23 protein-coding genes are annotated in these 25,932 nt (G+C 37.9%); 11 read left to right on the top strand and 12 right to left on the bottom strand.

Annotated features, from left to right (window positions below; genetic code table 11):
- Nucleotides 1-15 precede the first annotated feature (15 nt).
- Nucleotides 16-1,716, top strand: a complete 1,701-nt coding sequence (locus tag J3U42_RS02910) for a formate--tetrahydrofolate ligase (protein WP_267335439.1) — start codon at nucleotides 16-18, stop codon at nucleotides 1,714-1,716.
- A gap of 14 nt (nucleotides 1,717-1,730) precedes the next feature.
- Nucleotides 1,731-2,138: an RnfABCDGE type electron transport complex subunit B gene (locus tag J3U42_RS02915; RefSeq protein WP_220219066.1), complete on the top strand. Its 408-nt coding sequence runs from the start codon at nucleotides 1,731-1,733 to the stop codon at nucleotides 2,136-2,138.
- A 42-nt stretch (nucleotides 2,139-2,180) separates the two neighbouring features.
- Here J3U42_RS02915 and typA read toward each other — a convergent pair whose 3' ends face one another.
- Both typA and hemG read right to left on the bottom strand, forming a co-directional pair.
- Nucleotides 2,181-4,007 (bottom strand): translational GTPase TypA, encoded by a 1,827-nt coding sequence (typA, locus tag J3U42_RS02920; RefSeq protein ID WP_220219065.1) that lies wholly within the window; start codon nucleotides 4,005-4,007, stop codon nucleotides 2,181-2,183.
- A 149-nt stretch (nucleotides 4,008-4,156) separates the two neighbouring features.
- Nucleotides 4,157-4,708, bottom strand: a complete 552-nt coding sequence (gene hemG, locus J3U42_RS02925) for a menaquinone-dependent protoporphyrinogen IX dehydrogenase (RefSeq protein ID WP_220219064.1) — start codon at nucleotides 4,706-4,708, stop codon at nucleotides 4,157-4,159.
- 138 nt (nucleotides 4,709-4,846) lie between these two features.
- Here hemG and glmU point away from each other — a divergent pair, with 138 nt between their 5' ends.
- The 3 genes from glmU (at nucleotide 4,847) to J3U42_RS02940 (ending at nucleotide 8,428) form a co-directional block, all read left to right on the top strand.
- Nucleotides 4,847-6,232: a bifunctional UDP-N-acetylglucosamine diphosphorylase/glucosamine-1-phosphate N-acetyltransferase GlmU gene (glmU, locus tag J3U42_RS02930; RefSeq protein ID WP_267335440.1), complete on the top strand. Its 1,386-nt coding sequence runs from the start codon at nucleotides 4,847-4,849 to the stop codon at nucleotides 6,230-6,232.
- A gap of 3 nt (nucleotides 6,233-6,235) precedes the next feature.
- Nucleotides 6,236-8,068, top strand: a complete 1,833-nt coding sequence (glmS, locus tag J3U42_RS02935; RefSeq protein WP_267335441.1) for a glutamine--fructose-6-phosphate transaminase (isomerizing) — start codon at nucleotides 6,236-6,238, stop codon at nucleotides 8,066-8,068.
- Nucleotides 8,069-8,182: 114 nt separating this feature from the next.
- Complete coding sequence (locus J3U42_RS02940; protein WP_267335443.1) at nucleotides 8,183-8,428, top strand: AbiH family protein; 246 nt, start codon at nucleotides 8,183-8,185, stop codon at nucleotides 8,426-8,428.
- Between the two features lie 398 nt (nucleotides 8,429-8,826).
- Here J3U42_RS02940 and J3U42_RS02945 read toward each other — a convergent pair whose 3' ends face one another.
- Both J3U42_RS02945 and J3U42_RS02950 read right to left on the bottom strand, forming a co-directional pair.
- The gene (locus tag J3U42_RS02945; RefSeq protein ID WP_267335445.1) at nucleotides 8,827-9,573 is read right to left on the bottom strand and encodes a hypothetical protein; all 747 of its coding nucleotides are present in this window, start codon (nucleotides 9,571-9,573) and stop codon (nucleotides 8,827-8,829) included.
- A gap of 647 nt (nucleotides 9,574-10,220) precedes the next feature.
- Nucleotides 10,221-10,526 (bottom strand): hypothetical protein, encoded by a 306-nt coding sequence (locus J3U42_RS02950; protein ID WP_220219058.1) that lies wholly within the window; start codon nucleotides 10,524-10,526, stop codon nucleotides 10,221-10,223.
- Between the two features lie 715 nt (nucleotides 10,527-11,241).
- Here J3U42_RS02950 and J3U42_RS02955 point away from each other — a divergent pair.
- From J3U42_RS02955 to rlmKL, 4 genes are all read left to right on the top strand, one after another.
- Nucleotides 11,242-13,137, top strand: coding sequence for a PTS mannitol transporter subunit IICBA (locus J3U42_RS02955; RefSeq protein WP_267335447.1), 1,896 nt, complete (start codon nucleotides 11,242-11,244; stop codon nucleotides 13,135-13,137).
- Between the two features lie 95 nt (nucleotides 13,138-13,232).
- On the top strand, nucleotides 13,233-14,393 hold the full coding sequence (locus tag J3U42_RS02960) for a mannitol-1-phosphate 5-dehydrogenase (protein WP_220219056.1): 1,161 nt from the start codon (nucleotides 13,233-13,235) through the stop codon (nucleotides 14,391-14,393).
- Nucleotides 14,394-14,399: 6 nt separating this feature from the next.
- Nucleotides 14,400-14,951, top strand: a complete 552-nt coding sequence (locus J3U42_RS02965; protein ID WP_267328588.1) for an MltR family transcriptional regulator — start codon at nucleotides 14,400-14,402, stop codon at nucleotides 14,949-14,951.
- Nucleotides 14,952-15,131: 180 nt separating this feature from the next.
- Nucleotides 15,132-17,252 (top strand): bifunctional 23S rRNA (guanine(2069)-N(7))-methyltransferase RlmK/23S rRNA (guanine(2445)-N(2))-methyltransferase RlmL, encoded by a 2,121-nt coding sequence (gene rlmKL / locus J3U42_RS02970; protein WP_267335450.1) that lies wholly within the window; start codon nucleotides 15,132-15,134, stop codon nucleotides 17,250-17,252.
- Nucleotides 17,253-17,347: 95 nt separating this feature from the next.
- Here rlmKL and J3U42_RS02975 read toward each other — a convergent pair whose 3' ends face one another.
- Nucleotides 17,348-17,776 (bottom strand): universal stress protein, encoded by a 429-nt coding sequence (locus J3U42_RS02975; RefSeq protein WP_220219053.1) that lies wholly within the window; start codon nucleotides 17,774-17,776, stop codon nucleotides 17,348-17,350.
- A 200-nt stretch (nucleotides 17,777-17,976) separates the two neighbouring features.
- On the opposite strand from J3U42_RS02975, the gene J3U42_RS02980 reads away from it, so the two are divergent.
- Nucleotides 17,977-18,384: a GNAT family N-acetyltransferase gene (locus J3U42_RS02980; RefSeq protein ID WP_220219052.1), complete on the top strand. Its 408-nt coding sequence runs from the start codon at nucleotides 17,977-17,979 to the stop codon at nucleotides 18,382-18,384.
- A gap of 1 nt (nucleotide 18,385) precedes the next feature.
- On the top strand, nucleotides 18,386-18,970 hold the full coding sequence (locus tag J3U42_RS02985) for a Maf family protein (RefSeq protein ID WP_267328591.1): 585 nt from the start codon (nucleotides 18,386-18,388) through the stop codon (nucleotides 18,968-18,970).
- Nucleotides 18,971-19,007: 37 nt separating this feature from the next.
- Here the strand turns inward: J3U42_RS02985 and J3U42_RS02990 are convergent, their stop codons facing one another.
- The 7 genes from J3U42_RS02990 to J3U42_RS03020 form a co-directional block, all read right to left on the bottom strand.
- Nucleotides 19,008-19,673: an ABC transporter ATP-binding protein gene (locus J3U42_RS02990; protein ID WP_267335452.1), complete on the bottom strand. Its 666-nt coding sequence runs from the start codon at nucleotides 19,671-19,673 to the stop codon at nucleotides 19,008-19,010.
- The gene (locus J3U42_RS02995; RefSeq protein WP_267335454.1) at nucleotides 19,674-20,885 is read right to left on the bottom strand and encodes an ABC transporter permease; all 1,212 of its coding nucleotides are present in this window, start codon (nucleotides 20,883-20,885) and stop codon (nucleotides 19,674-19,676) included. It lies immediately after the preceding gene.
- Between the two features lie 73 nt (nucleotides 20,886-20,958).
- Nucleotides 20,959-21,438 carry a DUF4418 family protein gene (locus J3U42_RS03000; RefSeq protein ID WP_267328593.1) on the bottom strand — a complete coding sequence of 160 codons (480 nt, stop codon included), beginning with the start codon at nucleotides 21,436-21,438 and terminating at the stop codon, nucleotides 20,959-20,961.
- Between the two features lie 14 nt (nucleotides 21,439-21,452).
- Nucleotides 21,453-22,112 carry an ABC transporter ATP-binding protein gene (locus J3U42_RS03005; RefSeq protein WP_267328594.1) on the bottom strand — a complete coding sequence of 220 codons (660 nt, stop codon included), beginning with the start codon at nucleotides 22,110-22,112 and terminating at the stop codon, nucleotides 21,453-21,455.
- Nucleotides 22,113-22,122: 10 nt separating this feature from the next.
- The gene (locus tag J3U42_RS03010) at nucleotides 22,123-23,265 is read right to left on the bottom strand and encodes an ABC transporter permease (RefSeq protein ID WP_267335456.1); all 1,143 of its coding nucleotides are present in this window, start codon (nucleotides 23,263-23,265) and stop codon (nucleotides 22,123-22,125) included.
- A gap of 17 nt (nucleotides 23,266-23,282) precedes the next feature.
- Entirely contained in the window at nucleotides 23,283-24,569 is a 1,287-nt protein-coding gene (locus J3U42_RS03015) for an ABC transporter permease (protein ID WP_267335458.1), read from the bottom strand.
- Between the two features lie 25 nt (nucleotides 24,570-24,594).
- Nucleotides 24,595-25,842, bottom strand: coding sequence for a Fe-S-containing protein (locus J3U42_RS03020; protein WP_267335460.1), 1,248 nt, complete (start codon nucleotides 25,840-25,842; stop codon nucleotides 24,595-24,597).
- Nucleotides 25,843-25,932: the final 90 nt, after the last annotated feature.

Consider the following 25,932-nt stretch of genomic DNA (forward strand, 5'->3'; position numbering starts at 1 on the left):
AATATGAGAACAAATATGTCGTTACGCCCAATTACCGAAATTGCAAAACAGTGCAATATACCTGACGAATTTGTCCTGCCTTATGGCAAACATGTGGCAAAAATCGATCTTTCAATTATTAAAGCAAATGAAAATAAACCAAATGGCAAATTAGTGCTTGTGACAGCTATTACCCCTACTCCACTTGGTGAAGGTAAAACGGTAAATACTATCGGGCTTAGTGAAGGTTTAAATTATATCGGCAAAAAAGCCATCGCCTGTATTCGCCAGCCTAGCTTAGGGCCAGTTTTTGGCGTTAAAGGTGGCGCAGCTGGTGGAGGTCAAGCGGAAGTATTACCAATGGAAACGCTAAATCTCCATTTAACTGGTGATATTCATGCCATAACTGCCGCCCATGATTTAGCATCAGCGGCTTTAGACTCTCGCCTTTATCATGAAGAGCGACTTGGTAATGAGTTTACCGAGCAAACTGGATTGCAACGATTAAACATTGATGTCAATCGTATTGTATGGAAAAGAGTGATAGATCATAACGACCGTGCTTTACGAAACATTATTGTCGGTGTGGGCGGTGGTGTAAATGGTATAGAGCGCCGTGATGGTTTTGAAATTACCGCCGCTTCTGAATTAATGGCGATATTAGCCTTGTCATCAGATCTACACGACATGCGTACTCGTATTGGCAAGATTATTTTAGCCTACAATACTCAAGGCGAACCCATTACAGCTGAACAACTTGAAGTTGCCGGCGCCATGACTGTACTGTTAAAAAATGCGATTAATCCTAATATGATGCAAACCGTTGAAAACACCCCTGTGCTTATCCATGCGGGTCCTTTTGCCAATATTGCCCACGGCAACTCATCGGTAATTGCCGATCGCATTGCTTTAAAACTGGCAGACTATGTGGTAACCGAGGCTGGCTTTGGATCGGATATGGGTATGGAAAAATTCTTTAATATCAAATATCGCCAAGCAGGAATTAAAGCCGATTGTATTGTGTTAGTTGCAACTGTGCGTAGCTTAAAATCGAATAGTGGTAAATATAACATCAAACCGGGGCAAGCCATTCCTAAAGAGATCTCTGAATCGAATGTAGAACTACTTGAGATTGGCGCAGCAAATTTAGCATGGCATATTAACAACGCTAAAAGTTACGGTTTACAAGTGATTGTAGCGATAAACCGCTTCCCGCATGATAGCGAAGAAGAACTGGCTTTCTTACAAAAATATGCTGTTGAACATGGTGCATTTGCCTGTGAAGTGAGTGAAGTATTTACTCAAGGTGGTAAAGGTGCTGAAAAACTGGCGCAACATGTTATTCAAGCGTGCGCTATGCCAAGTTCGATCACATTACCTTATCCGGATAATATCCCGCTAATCGACAAAATACAAACCATGGTCAAAAAATATGGTGCCAATAAAGCCAATTTATCGGAAAGAGCGCTGGAAAACATCAAAGAGATTGAAGCACTAAAACTCGATATTCTACCGCTTTGTATTGCCAAAACACCTATGTCGATAAGTGCTGATGCTAACCTTAAGAATGTACCAACTAACTTTGATGTTGATATTAGCCACTTAGCTATATCAGCTGGGGCTGGCTTTATTCGTGTTTATGCTGGTAATGTAATGACCATGCCAGGGCTTGGTACTAATCCTGCATATCGACAAATCGATATTGACAAAGATGGTAATATTGTAGGTTTAAGTTAAAACAAGAAGTGATTATGCAAAACCAACAACAATATAAAGCTTTTATTGATGAAGAAAACTGTATTGGTTGTGGCAAATGTATTCGTGTTTGCCCAACTGATGCTATTGTCGGTAGCAAACAAGTATTGCACACCATTTTGCCTCAACTTTGCACCTCGTGCAGTAATTGCATCAATACTTGTCCAACAGACTGTATTAGCCTTAGTACGCTAGGCGTCGCTTTAAGTGAAGATGAGGAGCTAAGATTAACGCAGAAGAAACAACAACGCTTAAACCATAATCAACTGGTACCACCGACCATTTTATTTCCTCGTTCAATACCGGTTAATCCCGCGCCTATCAGCACGCAAAAGGATCGCAAACAGTCTATTGCAGATGCTATTGCCAGAGTAAAAGCCAAAAAAAACCTCGCTAATAAGTAGCGAGGTTTTTGTTTAACAGTTGTAAACTAATGTGACAGACACTTAGTCTTTATTGCCACTTCTGAACGCACGTTTACGATCATTTTCAGTTAAATGTCGTTTACGTAAGCGAATTGATAATGGCGTAACTTCAACTAATTCATCATCATCAATAAACTCTAACGCTTGCTCTAATGACATTTTAACCGGTGGAGATAACGTGGTTGCCTCATCAGTACCCGATGCTCGCATATTGGTTAGTTTTTTACCGGTTAAACAGTTAACGGTTAAGTCATTTGAACGGGTATGAATACCAATAATTTGACCTTCATAAACTTCAGCACCATGACCAAGGAATAATTTACCACGATCTTGTAAACTGTATAAAGCATAAGCTAACGCTTTACCTGTACCATTAGAAATCATCACACCGTTATTACGTTGACCAATTTCACCCGGACGCACATCATCATAATGACTAAATGTAGAGTAAAGTAAACCTGTACCCGACGTCATTGTCATAAATTCTGTTCTAAAGCCAATCAAACCACGGCTAGGAATCACATAATCTAAACGCACACGACCTTTACCGTCAGGCAGCATATTGGTTAAATCGCCTTTACGTAAGCCAAGCGCTTCCATTACTGAGCCTTGATGTTGCTCTTCAATATCAAGCGTCACTTGTTCAAATGGCTCTTGTTTTTTACCATCAATTTCACGATAAATAACTTTAGGACGTGAAACCCCAAGTTCATAACCTTCACGACGCATATTCTCGATTAACACCGACAAATGCAATTCACCACGACCAGACACTCTAAACGCATCAGGATCAGGAGTTTCTTCAACACGAAGTGCTACGTTATGTACCAATTCTTTATTTAAACGTTCAAGAATTTGACGTGAAGTAACATACTTACCTTCTTTACCGGCAAAAGGTGAACTGTTTACATTAAAGAACATGGTGACCGTTGGTTCATCAACGCTCAATGCCGGTAATGCTTCAACACAACTATTGTCACAAATTGTGTCAGAAATGCCTAATTCACCAAGCCCGGTCAAGGCAATAATATCACCCGCTTCAGCTTCTTGCGCTTCATAACGCTGTAAGCCTAAATGACCTAATACTTGACCCACTTTTCCGGTGCGTTTATTACCTTCACTATCAACGATAGTAACTTGCTGATTAGGTTTAACTCGACCACGTTTAATACGACCAATACCAATAACACCAACATAATTGTTATAATCAAGTTGTGAAATTTGCATTTGGAATGGACCATCTAAATCAACTTTAGGGGGTTCAACATATTTAACAATCGCTTCAAACAATGGCGTCATATCTTCAGCCATATGCTCGTGATCTAAACCAGCTATACCCATTAAAGCAGATGCATAAACAATTGGAAAATCTAATTGTTCATCAGTTGCACCTAGATTGACAAATAAGTCGAATACTTGATCGACAACCCAATCCGGGCGAGCACCTGGTCGGTCAACTTTGTTAATAACGACAATTGGTTTTAAACCATGAGCAAACGCTTTTTGCGTAACAAAACGTGTTTGTGGCATTGGTCCGTCCATTGCATCAACCAGCAAAAGAACAGAGTCAACCATTGACATAACACGTTCAACTTCGCCACCGAAATCGGCATGTCCCGGGGTGTCAACAATATTGATACGGTAACCATTCCAGTCGATAGCTGTATTTTTAGCTAAAATGGTAATACCACGCTCTTTTTCAAGCGCATTAGAATCCATTATTCGTTCATTGTCATCGCCACGCAAATTATCTAGCGTGCCTGATTGTTTTAATAACTTATCAACCAAAGTCGTTTTACCATGGTCAACGTGAGCAATAATGGCTATATTTCTTAAATTTTCAATCACAATTAAAATCCCAATTAGGAGATAGATTCTTTAGGCGCAATATTGTACACCTTTTTATTAAAAATGTTGATCTATATCACAAAATTTCTTGAAAAGAACTTTATAACACAATAACTAAAGGAAAATCTTAAATTTAGCGTTTAAGATCTTTAAGACAAAGTACATGTTTTAATATAAAACTGCTGAGCAAATTCATTAACCTGATCCCAATTGGTATATTCAATGATTTCCTTAGTCACATCGGTATCCCCTTTACCTAACCACATAATAAAGCGAATCATATTACGATCAAACCAATTATATTTAGGATAATAAAGCGCACCGGCAAAAACGGCTGTAATAGTTGGCTTCCAAGCAATTTTGGCTAAAAACTTTTTAGTATATAAATTGGTTTCCGGCGTATTTTTATTTGGCTTTCTAGCCACCACATTCACCCCAAAAAAACCTGATTTAATTTTGTTTAATTGTTGATAATTTTCATCAATAAACTTCTTCATCACTTTACTGTAAAAACCATATCGAATCGAACAGCCTAACAACACTGCTTGATATTGGCTTAGGTCAATTTTGCTATCTGATTTTAACTCAATAAGATCACAATCACATTTTCCTTCGAGTTGTGCTTTAATTCGTTGCATGATTTTAAGTGTTTGTTTTTCGTGTGTGGTATAGAGTAATAAAACTTTTATAATACTGTTCATAACGATGCTTCCTTTTAATAAACACTTAGTTAATTGCACGATAACTTTTTTTATGAGAAAAATTAATTCATTCGGGATGATTTCATACCAAACTTTGATTATAGTATTAAACTATTTTCAACCAGACCGGAACTGATTATGGCAATTTCACCTCCAAAACTTAGTGCTATTATTTTGGCGGCAGGAAAAGGCACACGGATGTATTCTAACCTACCTAAAGTATTACATACAATCGGCGCTAAGCCGATGTTACAACATGTTATCGACACAGTACAACAACTTAATATCAATCATATTAATATTGTCTATGGGCATGGTAAAACACAGCTTGAAGATGCCTTACAAAAGCAAGATTTACAACTGGTTTACCAAGCTGAGCAGCTCGGCACCGGACATGCGGTTTTACAAGCGATACCCAATATACAAGATGATGAAGATGTGTTGATTCTTTATGGCGATACCCCGTTAATTTCGGCAGCTACACTACAAAACTTAATTGCCAGTAAGCCTAAACAAGGTATCGCACTATTGACGGTAATACTTGATGATCCTACCGGCTACGGGCGCATTGAGCGACAAAACGGTAAAGTGGTTGCTATTGTCGAACAAAAAGATGCCACAAAGGAGCAGCAAAAAATTAATGAAGTCAACACGGGCATTATGGTAGTAACAGGAAAACTACTTAAAAATTGGTTATCCAGACTTACCAATAACAATGCACAAAATGAGTTCTATTTAACTGATATTATTGGCTTTGCTCATCAAGATGGCTATGAAATTCTTACATCTCATCCGACCGATCAGTTTGAAGTGGAAGGTGTGAATAATCGATTACAATTAGCAACATTAGAGCGCCATTATCAGCTTAAGCAAGCCCAAAACCTATTGCAAGCAGGTGTCACGTTAAAAGATCCAAGTCGCTTCGATTTACGAGGCACGCTTACTCATGGCAAAGATGTCGTTATCGACTGTAATGTCATCATTGAAGGAGACGTTAAATTAGGCAATAACGTGACAATTGGTGCCGGATCAATTTTAAAAAATTGCACCATAGATGATAATTGCGATATCAGCCCTTATAGCATCATTGACAACGCTAACATCGCTCAACATTGTACAGTTGGACCTTTCGCTAGATTAAGACCCGGTTCAACCCTTGACGAGCAAGCCCATGTAGGAAACTTTGTCGAACTGAAAAAAGCGCATTTAGGTAAAGGCACTAAAGCAGGCCACTTAACTTATCTGGGCGATAGTGAAATTGGTGATAATGTCAATATTGGCGCAGGTACAATTACCTGTAATTATGACGGCGCCAATAAATTTAAAACGATTATTGAAGATGATGTTTTCGTTGGATCTGACAGCCAATTGATTGCCCCGGTGAAAATTGGCAAAGGCGCAACCATAGCTGCCGGAACGACGGTAACAAGCGATGTAAACGAAAACGAGTTAGTCGTAAGCCGGGTTAAACAAAAACAACTTGCTGGTTGGAAAAGACCGTCTAAGTTATCGAACGAGGAATAAACAATGTGTGGAATTGTTGGCGCCATTGCCAAACGTGATGTTGCAGAAATTCTATTAGAAGGATTAAAACGACTTGAGTATCGTGGTTATGATTCAGCAGGACTTGCAATTATTTCCCCGGCAGACGAGTTACAACGCGTTCGACGTGTTGGTAAAGTGCAAGCACTAAAAGATGCCGTCGAACAGCATCCTATTAAAGGTGCCACCGGTATTGCCCACACACGCTGGGCAACCCATGGAGAACCGGCCGAACACAATGCCCATCCACATGTATCTGATTTTATCGCTGTTGTACATAATGGCATTATTGAAAACTTTGAGCCACTACGTGAACAGTTAATTGCTAAAGGCTATCAGTTTCGTTCTGAAACAGACACCGAAGTGATTGCCCACCTAATTCATCACATTATTACCACTGAAGATTGCCCGTTATTAGAAGCCGTACAAAAAGCCATACCGCAACTAAGAGGCGCCTATGGTACGGTAATTATGGATACCCGCAATCCAGATATCCTTGTGGCTGCTCGCTCAGGTAGTCCATTGGTGATTGGTTGTGGAGTGGGTGAAAATTTTATCGCCTCTGATCAACTTGCGCTTTTACCGGTTACTCGTCAATTTATCTATTTAGAAGAAGGCGATATTGCCCTTATTACTCACCGCACGGTCACAATTTTAGATAAAAATCATAATGAAGTTACCCGCCCTTGTATTGAGTCAGAAGCAAAATATGATGCGGGGAGTAAAGCGGGTTACAACCATTACATGCAAAAAGAGATCTACGAACAACCTAACGCCATAAAAAATACTTTGGAAGGACGCATGGCACATGGCGAAGTGGATTTATCAGAGCTAGGCGAAGAAGCGCAAGCAATCCTTAATCAAATTGAGCATGTGCAAATTGTTGCCTGTGGCACGGCTTATAACGCCGGAATGGTTGCCCGTTATTGGTTTGAAGCATTGGCCGGTATCCCGTGTGATGTCGAAATTGCCTCAGAATTTCGCTATCGCAAACCGGCTCGACGCAAAAACAGTTTATTTATCACCCTTTCTCAGTCGGGCGAAACAGCCGATACACTGGCAGCACTAAGACTTGCCAAAGAAAATAACTATCTATGCACTTTAGCGATTTGTAACGTCGCTGCCTCTACGCTAGTACGTGAAGCCGATTTAGTTTTGCTCACTAAGGCAGGAGTTGAAATTGGTGTAGCATCAACCAAAGCTTTTACCACGCAATTGACAGTCTTACTGTTATTAGTGGCTAAATTGGGACGCTTAAATAACATGGCGCAAATCACTGAACAAGCGATTGTCCATGCCTTACAAACCTTACCTAATCGCATCGAACAAGTATTAATGGCGGAGCCTGAAATTAAAAAACTTGCTGAAAAGTTTGTTGATAAAAATCATGCACTATTTTTAGGGCGTGGGGATGAGTACCCAATTGCCATGGAAGCAGCGTTAAAACTTAAAGAGATCTCTTATATCCATGCCGAAGCTTATGCCGCTGGCGAACTTAAACATGGCCCTTTAGCGTTGATTGATGCCAATATGCCAGTCATTGTTATGGCACCGACCAATGAAATGCTGGAAAAATTAAAATCCAACATTGAAGAGGTGCGAGCACGTGGCGGTCAACTTTACGTTTTTGCAGAGCAAGACGCCGGTTTTGTCAGCGACGACACTATGCATATCATCAATTTACCTCATATCGAAGAGCTTACCGCACCAATCTACTACACGGTACCAACCCAATTACTGGCATATCACGTCGCCTTAATTAAAGGTACCGATGTCGATCAGCCAAGAAATTTAGCAAAATCGGTAACAGTAGAGTAAATTTCGCTATATAAAATTTGAGGACTGAGTGTATGGTTTTGATATCATCATCAAAACCAACGTTCTCACATTAAATCAATTAGATAAAGATGAAAAACTATTCTAAAGCTAGAATTGAATAACAAATTAGAATTTTTAAATCAAAAACCAAGTTTAAAAGGTTTAGCTACGAACACAAAACTACCATTATCTTATCAGGTTACTGAAACTTTATTTTTAAATTTCAATTACACTAATACCATTGAGCAATACCTATCACCTGAGATTAAAGCAAAACATCTCCAAATACATGGCAAACAAGGCAATCTAGATAATCCGATTGTATTTGGATATGGCGATGAATTAGATAATTCATATTAGAATTAGAAAATAAAAATGATAATCGATATTTGAAATATTCAAAATCACTGCATTATTTATTGAATTCTAATGATAAAGATTTATTAACTTTTCTAAAGCAAGATATGTATCAAGTTTATATTTGGGGTCATTCTTGTGCCACCTCAGACCGTGTTTTATTAGAAACAATATTTGAACATGAAAATTGTGTAAGTATTAAACCATTTTTCTATAAATCAAATAATGGCACAAATAATTTTACGGATTTATGTACTAATATTAGTCGGAGTTTTACTGATAAACAGAAGTTTAGAGATGTAGTTGTTAATAAAAAATATTGCGAACCTTTACAGGTTAAATTATTAACTAGGTACAAAAATTCGAGTACCTAGTTTTTTCATCTATATTCTTTTTTATTATTAATATTCTAATTTTCGCGTAATAGTACCTAAATCAATATTACCATTTTTAATACATTGGCCTTTTGTCCAATCTCCATATTCATTATAATCAGAGAAAGAGCAAGTTATTGTCTTGTCTATTTTTGAATTGTTTTCATCTGAATAATTGGTTTGTATTGTTTCTTTTAGTTTATTGTCATCATCATAAATAAAATCTATTTTTCTATTGTTGGGTTGATTAGAGTCATTTGCTTTAAAATCAATAGATTTTACTAAATTATTATTTGTATAGAAAAATTCAATTTTTATCTTTGTGGTCATTCCTTCACCCATCAACATTACTAATCTTTTGAGTTCATCATAATTATAGCGATAATGGAAATTGAAACTATTTAATGAAGACAATTCAATAATGTTTTCATCTTTATTGCGAGTTATCTTAATTTGAGTAAAAGGTTTATTATTCAGATCCCATTTAATAAGACCTTTAACATAATCATAAAACAGTACTGTTTTATATTTCTCGCTCTCATTAAAAATTATTAAACCATTACTATTAGATTTAATAATTAATTTTCCATCTATGAATCTCATGGCATCCATGTAATTAACAGTTGTATAAATTTCTTGTTGTTTTATTAACTTTGAATAAGGTGCTAATTCTGGTATATATAATCCGATGTAGTTGTTGTAAACTTTTGTGTTTACTTCGGCATACGAATAATTACTAAGAATACATAGAACGAATAATATTAATTTTTTCATACCTACTTGTTTCCTATATCCATTATTTTTACGCTATAAATGATAGAGAATCTTTATTGATTATACACACAATTGATTAAATAAAATATTGTCATTTTGAAATGCATTCAAAGTTGGCATAAATGTCAACTTATCTATAACTTGAAACAATAAAGATATGCTTGATTTTCTGTTTTGTACTCTTCTTTAGTAACGTACTGACTTAAACCAATTGGCTCAATAATATCTTGTATATCAGTTGTACCATCTAAAACTTTTTTTTGCAAAACCTATCACATAATCGTTTAAAGTAATCTTTATATTTTGGATTAATACTAATCATTAAATGATAGTGATAATATTGTTTTTCATTTGATTTTAAAAATGCTAAAAAGTTTATACTACCTTCACTAAGTTTATCGCTATGAAACCTAAAAAGGCGAAAACAAATATTATTTAATCAATCAGTTATTGCTATTTGTATATAATATAACCAATGATCTTTAGTTGATGCTAAGGTGACAAATAAACAATTATTGACACCCTATAATGATTTGAAATCTTCAATCCATTTCAACGACATAAAATAACCCAATGAACACTGTGGATTCATTGGGTTATTTTAATATCTATTTTTTATCGTTTGTCGAATCGATTATGCTTTGTTTTTATCTTTTTTTCATGATGAAGAAATAAACAAATGCAATTAACATTGCAACAACATGAAAACCGACATAGAACGCATAAGTACCCACGCCTTCTTGACCTTGAGCGCCAGATGCGATTAATAATGATGGGGATAGAAATGCAGTACTGATTATATTAACCCCAAAAGTAATGCCGGAAATGGTAGGTTGTCCACGAAAACTAATTAATGCTAAAACACTACAACCCATAGCAATAAATAGCCCAACAATAGGAACAAAAATAGAAATGATAGCGAAAATTAACGCTACAATAGATAGTGCTTTCATTTTTACCTCAATGTAAAAGAATGATCCTTCATCGAATCCTTTATCAAATAATAACTTACTTTAGTAAGTGCTTTCCCAAAGCGTCGGTTATGATATCAAAATACAGATAAAAGTAAATTAAATTTGATATAAAAATCAGAGCATTAGTTATATTGTTTAGTTAATTTTTGTAAACAAACGAATTATTTTTGTCAAGAAGTTTCAGAAAATGTATACGTTTAAGCAAAAAAATAATGTCATCTGATAGCATCATCCAAAATTATCTAATTAGCAGAAAATAAAATGTGTCATACATATTTAACTATTCTTGCTCAAGCATGTGAATGAAGTATTTAGAACGTTTTATTGCAAAAAATAGCGAAACAATTAAAACAGCAATGTATTTATCTTTTACTCATTTTTGATTGGCAGCAAAAGGAAGTAAAACTATATAAATCACGGATAACGCTTAAAATTAATTTAAGTTTGTGGCAATACATGACCTTATCTAAATCGCAAGCCCCCAGTTCAAACAACCAATAAATTTAGTAAAACTTACCTTAAAAGCAGTCTATCGCCACATTAGCGTGATCTCGATCACAAAAAATAAAAATACCCTACTCTTAGGTGTGTGATATTGGTCACATTTATCAATTATTTTTGATGAATCAGATAAGTGAATACTTCTACAATAACAGCATTATGATTATATCAATCAACAAGGAAAGATTAATTTATGAGTACCTCAAATATCAAATTAAAAGTCCAAAATTTCGGACGCTTTCTCAGTAATATGGTGATGCCAAACATCGGCGCATTTATTGCTTGGGGTTTTATTACAGCCATATTTTTATTCAACGCCAAAGATCCTAGCGCAGGCGGATGGCTGCCTAACGAAGCGATTTCTACTTCATTCATTGGGCCGATGATTACCTACCTCCTTCCATTACTCATTGGTTATACCGGTGGTAAACTTGTCTATGGTGAGCGTGGAGGAGTGGTAGGCGCTATCACAACATTTGGTGTTATTGTTGGTGCATCAATTCCGATGTTTTTAGGTGCCATGATATCAGGACCATTAGGTGGCTGGACAATTAAAATCTTTGACAAAGCCGTAGAAGGCAAAGTCAAAAGTGGTTTTGAGATGCTGGTCAATAACTTTTCAGCGGGCATACTGGGCATGATTCTTGCGTTGATTGCTTTTTTCGCAATTGGTCCGTCGGTGACTTGGTTAACCGGTATATTGATTGTCGCAGTGCAATTTATGGTCGATCATGGTTTATTACCGCTTACCTCAATCCTTGTCGAGCCGGCAAAAGTACTATTTCTTAACAATGCCATTAATCACGGTGTATTTACCTCATTAGGCGTAACACAAGTTGCAGAAACCGGTAAATCAATCTTCTTCTTAATCGAAGCAAACCCGGGTCCGGGCTTAGGTTTATTGCTCGCTTACATGTTCTTTGGTAAAGGTGCGGCAAAAGGTTCAGCTAGTGGCGCAGCAATCATTCACTTCTTTGGCGGTATTCATGAAATTTACTTCCCATATGTGTTGATGAATCCTCGCTTAATTATTGCAGTTATTTTAGGTGGCATGACCGGTATCTTCACTTTAACCGTATTTGATGCCGGATTAACTGCGCCTGCTTCGCCGGGTTCAATATTTGCAGTGATGAGTATGGCAAAAGGGTCATATTTAGGTGTAACACTATCAGTTATTACCGCAACAGCAGTATCATTTGTAGTTTCAGCAATTTTATTAAAAACCACAAAAAATAACGATATAAGTTTTGAAGATGCTAAATCTGATGTCTCCATGATGAAAAACGAGGCAAAAGGCTCAGAAAATAAAACGTTTACCCTTACCGAGGTGAAAAAAATTATTGTCGCTTGTGATGCCGGCATGGGGTCAAGTGCAATGGGTGCTGGCGTATTACGTAAAAAAGTACAAGATGCCAATTTAGATATTAACGTCATTAATTTAGCCATTAACAATTTACCTAATGATGCTGATATCGTTATTACACACAAAGATCTCACTGAACGGGCAAAACAGTATGCGCCAGATGCACACCATATTTCTTTAACTAACTTTTTAGATAGTGACTTATACAGCCGATTGGTTGTTGAATTAACCGATGCGCAAACTAACCATTTATCCGATGCCCAACCAAATCGCCAATCCGCGGTTGAAAACACACCACTATTTAAACTCACTGAAAAGAATATCTTTTTAGGCCTAACGGCAAACAGTAAAGAAGAGGCGATTCGCTATGCCGGGCAAAAATTAGTCGATAATGGCTATGTTAAACCGGCTTATATTGAAGCAATGCTTGAACGTGAACGGTTAACCTCTACCTTTTTAGGTGAATCGATTGCCGTACCGCATGGCACGATTGAAGCAAAAGATGATGTTATTACAACCGGTATTGTATTTTGCCAGTATCCAGCAGGCGTACAATTTGGTGAGGAAGAACAAGATCAGGCAAGAATTGTTATTGGTATTGCAGCGCGTAATAACGAACATTTAGATGTTATCGCCAAACTCACTAATGCACTGGATGATCCAAAAATCATCGCACAACTTGCAACGACTTGTAACATCGAAGAAGTTTTAACAATACTGAGTTAACAAGCGTAAATATTACCCACATTTTGAAATCAGGATGTGGGTAATGAATAATAAAACAGTTAAATAATTAAAATTAAATAAGAAGGTCAATTATTATGCAAGCATTACATTTTGGCGCCGGGAACATTGGACGTGGTTTTATTGGCAAATTATTATCAGATGCGGGAATACATGTTACTTTTGCTGATGTCAATCAACAAGTTATCGACGAATTGGCAAAGCGCCATCAATATCCTGTCAATGTAGTTGGTGAAAACTCAACCACGGAAATTGTCCGCAATGTTGATGCAATTAACAGCACTTCCGATGAAGTGATAAATTACATTGCTAAAGTCGATCTAGTCACAACCGCCGTAGGTCCACAAATACTAGCTCGCATAGCGCCGACAGTAGCTAAAGGCATTATCGCAAGACATCAACAAGGTAATAACGCACCATTAAATATCATCGCATGTGAAAATATGGTTCGAGGTACCAGCCAATTTAAACAAGAAATTTTTAAAACAATACCCGACGATCTTCATCATTGGGTCAATAGCCATATTGGCTTTGTCGATTCTGCCGTCGATCGCATCGTGCCGCCTGCAACGTCAAAAACGGGTGATATATTAGAAGTCACCGTTGAAACTTTTTGCGAATGGATTGTCGATAAAAATCAATTTATTGGCCCTATCCCAGCAATCAAAGGTATGGAGCCTGTCGATAATTTAATGGCGTTTGTCGAACGCAAACTATTTACCCTCAATACCGGTCATGCCATTACAGCCTATTTAGGGTACTACCATAATATCGCCACAATTCGTGAAGCCATTTTAGTAGATCGAATTCGAGATGTAGTACGTGGCGCAATGGAAGAAAGCGGTCAAGTTTTAATCAAACGATATCAATTTGATCCAACCAAACATCAAGCTTATATCGAAAAGATTCTTACTCGATTTGAAAACCCGTACTTGCATGACGATACCGCCCGAGTGGGTCGCCAGCCAATGCGAAAATTAGCTACCGGTGACCGTTTGATTAAACCTTTATTAGGCACATTTGAGCATCAACTAACCAATAGCAATTTATTAATTGGTATTGCCGCTGCGCTCAATTATCGAAATCATGAAGACGAACAAGCCGTTGATTTAGCCAATCAAATTGCACAGCATGGCATTACGCAAGCTTTTTGTTCGATTTCTGGCATTGAAAACGATAATCCTATTGTTCCGCAAATTGAACAACTTTATACTGCTATGCAAAATCATCAATATTAAGCAAAGATGCCCGACACGATATTAGCAGAAGACACGATACTTGAAAAACTCAATCAGCAAGCTGATATTTACAGCTTGCTGACGGTTGCAATCAAGCTCATTAACCAAAGTGTTAATCAATTAATTTTAACTGTTTTTCGCAAAGATACGCACGCCATTAAATTTGTTATCCCCACTTTAGTCGGCAAAAACGGCCCACTTAATGATACTTCGGTTTGCTTAAAACTGCTTTATGCGCTGGGCATTATTACCCGTGAAGATTATGAAGATATCGAACTGCTGATAGCGATTTTAGATGAATTAGAACAAGACGATAAAAAATACACCTTTCTGGATGATGAAATATTAGGGCCGATTAGTTTACTCCATGATATGGTACTCCCCCCAAATTGGGCTGATCAGCATGAGCAAGTAAAAGAACTGGGTATTGTCGATACGTTAAAATCAACTATGTATCAACACCGCTATCAACAAATGATCCGTTCGGCTCTAATTATTGCCATTACCGATCTCACGCTTAGAATTGTAAATAAACAAAAAATCGATTATTTTGCCTAAAGCTTAATGAATCGATAATAAGTGCAGTGCAATTAACAGCAAAATAACGATAAAAACAGAACAGTTAAGCAACTGAGCCTATTTGATTGTCGTAAAAAAATGGTTAAATATCGGCTTTATTTCCCACTGCATTAATAAGTCGGTATAATGCCAGCAATTTTATTTTTAAGTGGATTATGCATGAAAGCACTATTTGCCAGCACATCGCGCGGGCTTGAAGAGTTATTAAAAAAAGAGTTAGAACACATCGGCGCTGCCAATTGTAAAATTGCTCAAGGCGGCGTCTATTTTGATGCTGATGAACAGACCTTATATCAATCGCTATTATGGTCACGCTTAGCATCACGCATCTTACTGCCGATTGCAGAGTTTGATATCTATAGTGATTTAGATCTTTACTCTTGCGTATTTAATATAAAATGGACCGATATTTTTGCTGTCGATAATTCATTTGTGATCAATTTCGTTGGCGTTAATGACTTTATTCGTAATAGCCAATATGGCGCATTAAAAATCAAAGATGCCATTGTTGATAACTTCTCTCGTCATACCGATTTAAGACCGAGTGTTGCAAAGCAAGATCCTGATATTCGTATTCATGCTTATTTGCATAAAAACCGAGTAACGCTATCATTAGATTTAAGTGGTAATAGCTTACACCAACGTGGTTATCGCCAGCAAACCGGTCAAGCTCCGCTGAAAGAAAACCTAGCGGCGGCGATTATTCAGCGTTCTGGCTGGCAAACCGACGAGCCATTACTCGATCCGATGTGTGGTTCGGGCACCTTATTGATCGAGGCTGCCATGATTGCATCGAAAATCCCACCGGGTTTACATCGTAAACAATGGGGATTTTTTGCCTGGAAAGGATTTAATCCGACACTTTGGAACGACATACTTTTTACGGCCAAACATAATATTTGTAAATCAACAACGCCATTTATCGGCTACGATAACAACCCGGCAGTACTTGAGCGAGCAAAACAAAATGCATTACAAGCTGGCGTTGCTGACTTAATCACCTTTGCCTTGCAAGATGTGACACAATTAACCAACCCGTTACCGAATACAACAAACGGGATGATTATTAGTAATCCGCCTTATGGCGAACGTTTAGAGAGCGAACCGGCACTGATTGCTTTACATTCGGCCTTAGGACAACAAATAAAACAAAACTTTGCCGGCTGGAGGCTGTCACTTTTTAGCGGCGCACCCCAATTGTTAGATTGCCTACAAATGCGTGCAGATAAACAGTTCAAAGCCAAAAATGGTCCGTTAGACTGTGTGCAAAAAAATTATGCTATTGCTAAACGTGATAACGCCGAATCGACGCCAGTACAAACCATTGCGGCAAGTGATTTTGCCAATCGCTTACGCAAAAACAGGCAAAAACTTGAAAAATGGGCTTCGCTTGAACAACTTGAATGTTATCGACTTTACGATGCTGATCTGCCCGAATACAATGTTGCAATCGACCGTTATAAAGATAAAGTTGTCATTCAAGAGTACGCAGCACCGAAAAATATCGATCCTCAAAAAACACGGCAGCGCCTATTTGATATCATTAACGCCACGATGTCAGTGCTTGAATTGACAGCGGATCAACTTATCTTAAAAACACGGGAAAAACAAAAAGGCAAACAACAGTATCAAAAATTGGGGCAAAAACAGGACTACTTCTTAGTTCATGAATATCCTATTGGTGGGCGTAAAACCCAATTTTGGGTTAATGTGACCGATTACTTAGATACCGGGCTGTTTTTAGATCATCGTTTAGCGCGTAAAATGATTGGCGAAATGAGCGCAGGCAAAGACTTTTTAAACCTGTTTGCTTATACCGGCACGGCAACTGTTTATGCCGGCCTTGGCGGGGCAAAAACCACCACGACTGTCGACATGTCGAGAACTTATCTACAATGGGCGGATCGCAATTTAAAGCAAAATGGTTTAACCGGCAAAAAACACCGATTAATTCAAGCTGACTGCCTACTTTATTTAGCCCAAAGTGAGGATCAATTTGACTTAATATTTATCGATCCACCGACATTTTCAAACTCAAAACGCATGGACAATACCTTTGATGTTCAGCGGGATCACTTAAAATTAATGGCAGATCTAAAACGTTTATTAAGACCTAATGGCACAATTATTTTTTCAAATAATAAGCGTGGTTTTAAAATGGATGCCGAAGGTATGCAAAAGCTAGGGCTGACTTATCAAGATATTACCAACAAAACGCTCTCATTAGATTTTAAGCGTAACAAACAGATACACTGCTGTTTTATTGTTAAACATCAATAGTCTGCAACGTTATTAAAAAACATCACTGTAACAAAGAGGGGGGATGATTTAATCACTCCCCTGCTCTATAGCTTAAAACGCATTGTTGACAATCGCTATCTTACCACCAGCACCGAGGTTTGAGCGCCACGCACCACCCCCGAGGCATTGGAGCCAAGTAAGTGGGTTGTGATATTTGGGCGTCTTGAGCCTAAGATGATGAGATCAGGCTTAATTTCATTGGCCAACGATAAAATTTCATCTCTAGGATTGCCAAAGGCGATCGAAAAAGATAAATTTTCCTGTGGTAAATTAATCGATTCCATTAATTTATGTAAGTATTGCTCAGTCTGAACGGTAGCTTTGTCTTTAAACTCATCAAAACCAAAGGAGTAAGCATTGACGATAGCCGAAGCAACCGGCAAAGCATGAAAAAAGATCACTTGAGCATTAGCTAGTTTTGCTAAGCGCTCAACATGCGGAATAACTTTTTTAGTTAAATCCTCTTCGGTGATATCAATTGGCACCAAAATTTTATTGTACATAATACTCCCCCCAACTCGATAAATGTAAACTTGAATCATTAACCTGCGTTAACGCTTTTACTCAACTATTATGCTACTAGTTTAGGATTGATACACCCATTATTTTATATTGTCATATGCTCAATTAACCTATAATGATATCCTAAAATTAATTGAGAAAATTGAAATAAGTTTTTATTCATTATATGACGGAGATCAAAATGCACAGTATTATTTATCGTTCAGATGTTAAGCCAACACTTGAACAAACCCAAATACTTTATCAAAACTGTTCATTAGGTGAACGTCGACCAATTGACGATGCAAAGCGTTTTCAAGCTATGTTAGATAATGCAAATCTCATTATCACCGCATGGCATGAAAAGCAATTAGTCGGTATCGCCCGTTGTTTAACCGATTTTGTCTATATCACTTATTTAGCCGATCTCGCCGTTGATAAAAATTATCAAAAACAGGGAATTGGCAAACAATTAATTCATCAAATTAAGCAAAATACCGACAAGCAGTGTTCAATTACCTTACTGGCCGCGCCTTCGGCAGTTGATTATTATGGTCACATAGGGTTTAATGCTCACCCTTCAGCTTGGATATTAAATAAGAAGCCTTAACATGAAAATCATATTAGCCTCAACTTCACTATCACGTAAGAAAGTACTGGAAAAGTTAGCGATACCCTTTGAGTGTGTTCCGCCTGTTTGTGATGAAACCCCGCTACCGGGTGAATCGGCAGAGCAATTGGTTGTACGACTAGCAAAGCTTAAAGCTCAATCATTAGTTGCAAAGTATCCCAATAGTTTAATTATTGGTTCTGATCAAGTGGGTGTGCTTAATGATCAAATTGTGGGTAAGCCTCACACGGTTGAAAACGCTCGTATACAATTGAAAAAAAGCAGTGGCAACACTTTTTATTTTTTTACCGGCATGACAGTAATTGATACCCAATCGATGCAATCAACCACTATTTGCGAACCATTTAAAGTCACTTTTCGACAATTAACTGATGCCGAAATTGATGCTTACATTGCTAAAGAGATGCCTTTGCAATGTGCAGGTAGTTTTAAATGTGATGAACTGGGTATTACCCTGTTTGACAAGCTCGAAGGCAATGATATTAATTCGCTTATTGGTTTACCACTGTTAACATTGAATAAAATCATGATAAAAATGGGGCATAACCCGCTTTTAATCGCCTAAGTCAGTGTTTACTTAACCATTAAACTGACTTATTTGATTAGTCAATTAAGCGACCTGATGACATTTTCACAATTTTTTGGCTATAGCTTGCCACATCATTATCATGGGTAACAATTAATAAAGCCGTACCTTGCTGATGAATATCTGACAAAAGTTGCATAATTTCAGTGGCGCTCTCTTCATCCAAATCGCTTGTCGGTTCATCAGCGATAATGATTTTGGGCTGACAAATCAGTGCACGTAATATGGCAATGCGCCGCATCTCTCCACCTGACATATTTGCCGGATAAGCATTTTGTAAATCAGCGACTTTCGCTTTTTCCAGCAATTGTTTCGCTAAATTTAATGTGCTTTGATTTGGGCGCTTAGTCAGATAAAAGGGTAATCGAATATTTTCCAGCGCAGTTAAGTTAGGGAGCAAGCTACTCCCTTGCGGAACATAACCAATATGCTGATTACGAAAAGCAGATACTTGCTGATCATTAAGCTCAAACAAATTAGTGCCATTAATGATAATTTTGCCTTGAGTTGGGGTCAGTAAGCCAGCAATCATATTAAGGAGTGTGGTTTTGCCACTGCCTGATTTACCCATAATACAGATAAAATCATTTTCAGCCATTGAAAAACTAACATTATTCACTGCCGAAAAAGTTTGCTCGCCTCGTTGATAATCTTTGCGTAAATTTTTGATATCTAATAGCATTTATTCACCCTCTCGCAGCGTGCGATACGTATCAAATTTAGTCATGGATAAGGCTGAATAGATACTTGAAAATGGTCCAATTATTAATGTTAAAACAAACACCACGCTAGCATAAATTAAGACATCTAATAATCCGATATTAACACAAGGAAGCCCTATTGATTGGCAGATCAATAAACTAAAGGCATATAGCAATACGCCAGCAATCACTATTCCGGCAATTCCACCTAATGCACAAATAATTAGTGATTCACGTAATAACATTTTCACTAAATCACGACGTGAAGCGCCTAAAATCCGTAAAATACTAATTTCCCGTTTACGTTCGTTTAGTGATGAAGAGAAGATAACGAAGATCACAATAATTGCCAGTACCCAAAATAGAGCAGATAAACTATAAACAATTGTTGAGAAGCTATTTAGATATTTAGCGATATTACTTAACATCCCTTTAGTCATCACAAAATCGAGGTTATAGTCAATAGCAAATTTGGGCATGATTTGATTGACCACATCTTTCGGTGAATAATTTGGATCGACTTTGATAAAAATAGATGAAGCATAGTTATTAAAGTGTTCAACATCACCCTCGATTAATTTGGCGTCTCTCATTAATGCTTGCGCTGCTGACATAGTCATAAAGACTGAAGTATCAAATCCCATTCCGGTACTATCCATTTTCGCCGCAATTTTGAATGGATGATTAAAAAACCTGATTTCATCGCCCACTTCGGATGTGATTTTAGCCCCTACCACCACTTGATTATCGCTCAGTGGCTGAGATAATTGGGTTTGAAGCCAAGGCTTAATCACAAAATCACTATGCTGATCAAAGCCAATTAATTGCACTTTGGAGCTACAACAGCCGGCATTTAACGAGGCAATAAAAAGTTGAGGCGAAATGGCATCAATTCCTTTGATATTCTTAATTTTATCAATCAAATCAACTTTAAGATAAAAACTACTCGGCTCACCACGCAACAGCGCTACTTCAAGATTTTTTTCATAACCATGTGGCACAATCAAAATATCAGCCCCTAAGCGATTGCCCATACCGGCAATGCCCAAGCTTAGGTTTTTCATCAGCACACTACCACCAAATAGCGTTGCAGAAAAAAGCATAATGATGATAATCAAACAACAACTACGAAACGGTCGCCGTTGAATATTTCGCCATGCTAAACTAGCTATGGTAATAGGTTTTTCTTGCATGTTTTAATTCCAGTCATTCATTGATTTGTTTTACTTATCTGTCTTAAGAAAAATAAACTCAAAGTTTCTTAAGTTACATCCAATTTCTTTTGGTCATTTTATTTAAACTAACAATATTGATAATAGCTACAATAAATAACACTAATGACAGTAACACTAACGCTGGTTTTGCGCCGATATTGCATCGCATCATTTCATTACCGCAAACACCGATTAAAACAGTTGGAATTGCGCCTGCTAATATCGCAATGCATGCTAAGGCCATGCTTAATCCCATACGGATAAATACGGTGCGAGAAAATAGCATCAAAAAACCGATAGCCATAACCAAAGCGCCCACACCTAGTTCGGCTTTGGCAGTCCAAAAACATTTCATTATCTTGCCACCACTGCTATGCATATGCCCTGCATTAGCCGCTTCACTAGCCATAGTATCAGCCGGCACTGATGCCACTTCGGGGAGTGGGCAAACGGGTAAAATATAAAGGGGGAATAAGATAATCATTGATCCGAGAAACATAAAACAGAATGATGAAAGCATACGATTTTTCATTTTACTAACCTTTCTTAATTATTAATTACTTGTGCAACTTTGCCATGCTCAAGTACAACAGTTGTTTGTGCATGTTTTGATACTTCGGGCGAATGGGTTACGACAATAATGGTGCTGCCCTCTTCGTGTAATTGATGTAATAAGTTCATGACCATGGCTTCATTACTTTCATCTAAATTACCGGTTGGTTCATCAGCTAAAATTAACTTTGGATAGTTTATCAAGGCTCGAGCAATGCAGACACGTTGCTGTTCACCACCAGATAACTGACGTGGTAAATGTTTAGCTCGAGCGGCAAGCCCAACTCTCTCAAGGGCTTGTAAGGCTTCTTTTTCATCGACCATGCTGTGGTAATATTGGGCAACCATCACATTTTCTAACGCAGTTAAATAGGACACTAAGTGGAATTGTTGAAAGATTAATCCAATTTTATCGCGACGAATTTCAGTCAACTGCGGTAAAGAGAGCTGAGTTATATCTTGCCCATCTAAAATCACTGATCCTAACGACGGTTTATCCATACAGCCGATAATATTCATTAACGTCGTTTTGCCACTTCCTGAGGGTCCCATAATCGATAACCATTTACCTTCCTCAACGGTTAAATTCACCTCTGATAAGGCATGAAGTGACCCATAAATCTTTGATACATTATTGACTTGAAGTATATTCATTCTTTACATCCTATTCGCCACGTAAAACTAATGCCGGCTCCACTTCGAGCGCCCGTTTTACCGGAATTAAACACGCAATGACTGTCACAATAGCTGATACCACAACTGTCGTTGGGATAAGGTAAAATTCAACATTAATAGTGCGCCCAAAAACATTGGTACTAATGACCTGTGCAAAGATCAGTCCACAAATCACACCAATAATCCCCCCCAAAACACCTAAAATTAGCCCTTCAGCTAGAAACTCTTTGGCAATGCTTCGATTATTCGCTCCGATTGCTTTTTTTAGCCCGATCTCTTTGCGTCGTTCCATTACAACTGTCATCATGGTGGTTGCGACACATATCATCGTTAACATTAATACCACAAACGTCACCAGATAAAGTAAGGAAGAAAGCTTACCTAATACTGAGGACTCCGATTGTGTTACCCATTTAATTAGATGCGGCTCAATACTATCGGACTGCTTTTTTATTATCTCAATATCGTGTTTTAGTTCATCTTGAGTGGCGGTAATACTTACTTCAACCACCTCAGCTTGATCGCTTTCTTCAAGAAACTGCTCTAAATCATGCAAAGCAATAAAAATAAAACTGTCTTCTGAGCGACCTGTTTTAACAATACCGGTAATAGTTAAATCTTCATCAAAGCGGGCATTTTGTTTCGATTTACCTGTGACAGGCATCGTGCTACCAATGGTTAATTTTGCAAAATTAGCGATATCGGTTCCGATCAAAATTTCATTTGGATGCTCAGGAAGTTTCCCTTCAATTTGCCAATAAGGGCTGGTTTTAATAACCTGCTTAAAGTCAGTCCCAACAATGGTATAGGGGTGTTGATTACTGCGTATTGCGTCATAGCGAAATGGGGTAACGCCAAGTAGCTTATCTTGCGGTAACAGTTTAACGGCTTTAGTCACATCCGCCATTGACATAGTCGATTGGTTATTGGCGGGCATTAAGAGCATATTGGCGCCGTAAGAGCGGAACTCTTGCCCCATTTGCCGTGGTATATCATAACAAAGCGTTACCATACCCAGTAACACCGTTGCGCCAATAGCCACACCAAGTAAAGCAATTGCCATTCGAGAACGCCGACGAATAAGGGAACTGACAAGCGTTTTTATAATAAATCGTTGATTTTTATTTATCATGATCTTTGCCTTTTCCTTTACCTGCCATGTAACACATCTGTTGGGCGTAAAAACATCATAATCCGTAATGCCGGTAAGCTACCGAGAATGGTTATCAAACTGACCATAATAAGCACTAACGGTATGATAATCATTTTAGGCTGAACAAACGAACCAAAGACCGTGTGCCCAATGATTTGTGCAAAACCTAATCCAATAAAATAACCTGCTATGCCGCCTAATAGCGCAATAATTAAAATCTCAGTTAAGATTAACATTGCCACCGACGTATTTGTCGCCCCTAAAGCCTTTAATAGACCGATTTCGGTACTGCGTTCAATCACATTAGCCGTAACCAGATTCGAAATCGCCAACGCTGAGCAGATCAACGATAAAATGGTTAACAGTAACATGAGTAACTGCGTTTTTTGCAAAATTGAGCCTTCCGATTCGGCAACTTGCATAATTGCTTTTACTTTGACATCCGGCATTAACTCTTCTAATTGATAGGCTATTGAACTAATGTAAGCGGTGCAATACCATGTGTCCCACTGTGTACGTGACAAGCTGGAAGGGTCTTGTGCGGCTTTTCGGGCTAGATCGTTTTCCGGGGTAGTTAAGGCACTGACTTCAACCCGCTCAACTAATCCGGCTTTATTCGCTAAATTTTGCGCCACAGGTAAAGAGACATAAAGTTGTGAATCTTCAATACCGCCACTGTGGAAAATGTTATTAACGGTTAAAGTAGCCCGGTTTTGGGTATAAGGTGAAGTTAATTCAATTTTATCACCGATTTGCAAATTCCACTGTTTAGCAATCGCTTCACCAACCATAACACCCTGTAAATTATCATCTTTCATCGTGTTACCGTCTATAGTCCACCAGGATTTCATCGCTAACATACCGGTATCAACTTCATCACCGGTTGGAATGGTTAAGTGTTTGTTAAACCATGTTCCAACAACGGTAACCGGTTTATCGTGGAAGGTTGCTTGAGCGGTTAAGTAAGGGGCAAAATCGACAATGTTATAGGCCCAAAAAATCATCTTTATTTTGACTAAATCATCTTGCTTAATGTATTGTACTGCTTGCTCGGTTTCACTATTATCAAGCTGATACATTTCACTAACTAAGGCTGTACCTTTAGGCACGATATTGAGATTTGCACCGTAGGCTTTTAATTCTTGGTTAACTTTATCCCCTACATCAAACATCACATTTAACATAGCCGTTGCTAGTGAGACGCCCAATGCAACGGTTAAGGCAATCAAAAACAGCTTCTTTTTTTGACGAACTAAAACGCTAAGTAACATTCTGCGAAACATATTTTCTTCCTTTGCAAATCGCCTTTTATTTAAAGCGGCTTTTTTCTGCTTCTAAATTAGCCGGGCGAATCACCATATTACCGTCGATAATTTCATATTTAAGCGGTACCGGATTACAACCGCCTGAAAATCCGATTGTTGCAATATTCATCACGACATCACACAAAATACAGACAACTTGATTGCCTCGTTGATAATAACCGCTTGCCCCACAAATATCGCAAGCATCAAACCCTACGCCGTAAGCATTTTCACTTTTTTTGATGACAATAAAACGAACAAGTGTGCCGTCGGTTGCCTTATAGCCATAACGATGTAAATTACCGTCATTGACTTTCTCAAGCGGGATGACAATTAAACCATTGGCATCGGGCGTAACTGGCTCTGCTGGGGTAAGTTCAACCCCTTTTTCAAAAATGTATCGGGCACGGGTTACGGTGTAGGCAGTTATGGCTACTGTGGCAATCATCCATAGGGAAGTTCGCCTATCTTGACGTAACTTAGCTTTGAGTTTCCGCACTTGCGCAGGATTGCTCCCGACTAATGAGGTTGTATTGGCTTTAAAATATAAAACGGCGGTAAGGCAAAGCGCTATGGCCATAAATGCAAAGATAAATAAATTAACATGCGCTAACACAAAAATGACTAGTTCCATCATCCATTTTTGTGGCGCAATAAAACGCCGGACAATTAAAATTTGGATAAAATTGATGCCATTTGCAAGGGTTAAAATAGTGATTGCAAGTGCCGTTATCAATACCACAAATTTATCAGCGAGTCTGAGGCACATCCTGTAAGCAAATAAGCCAATTAAAAGTGTGACAACTAAGGCAAAACCGTAGCCCACCCACTTAGACAGGTAATCATGATTAAAAATTGACTCCATGCCAACATCAAATTCAAAAGGATAAAGCAGTAAATTCGGGACAAATTGAGCAGATAATAAGCCAATAGCTAAACCGGATAAAACAATCAACAGCGCTTGACTAAATCGATTATGGCAAGATTTTACCAGTAGACAAATTAATAGCGGAAAAGCGATAACCAACCAAGGAATGATCACACCGAGATCATAAAATTCCCGAATGGCAATGCCGGTAGTACGTTTTAAAATGGCATAAATGAGTGCGGCAACAAAACCTAATAAAAAACCAACGGTAATGTATCTTTTACAATGAGAGTAATTGGATTTAACCATAACTGCGCTTAGCAGCGCTATCATAATGACAGGAACAAACGTATTATCGGTAACATTGATAAGGTATTGAAGCATAACCATTGCCTAATTATTACAATATCATTGGCGAGCTTGCTACTCGCCAACAATATGACTTATTGCATAAATTAAAAAAATTTATTTAAA

The organism is Gilliamella sp. B2923 (assembly GCF_026536565.1).
Taxonomy (GTDB): Bacteria; Pseudomonadota; Gammaproteobacteria; order Enterobacterales; family Orbaceae; genus Gilliamella.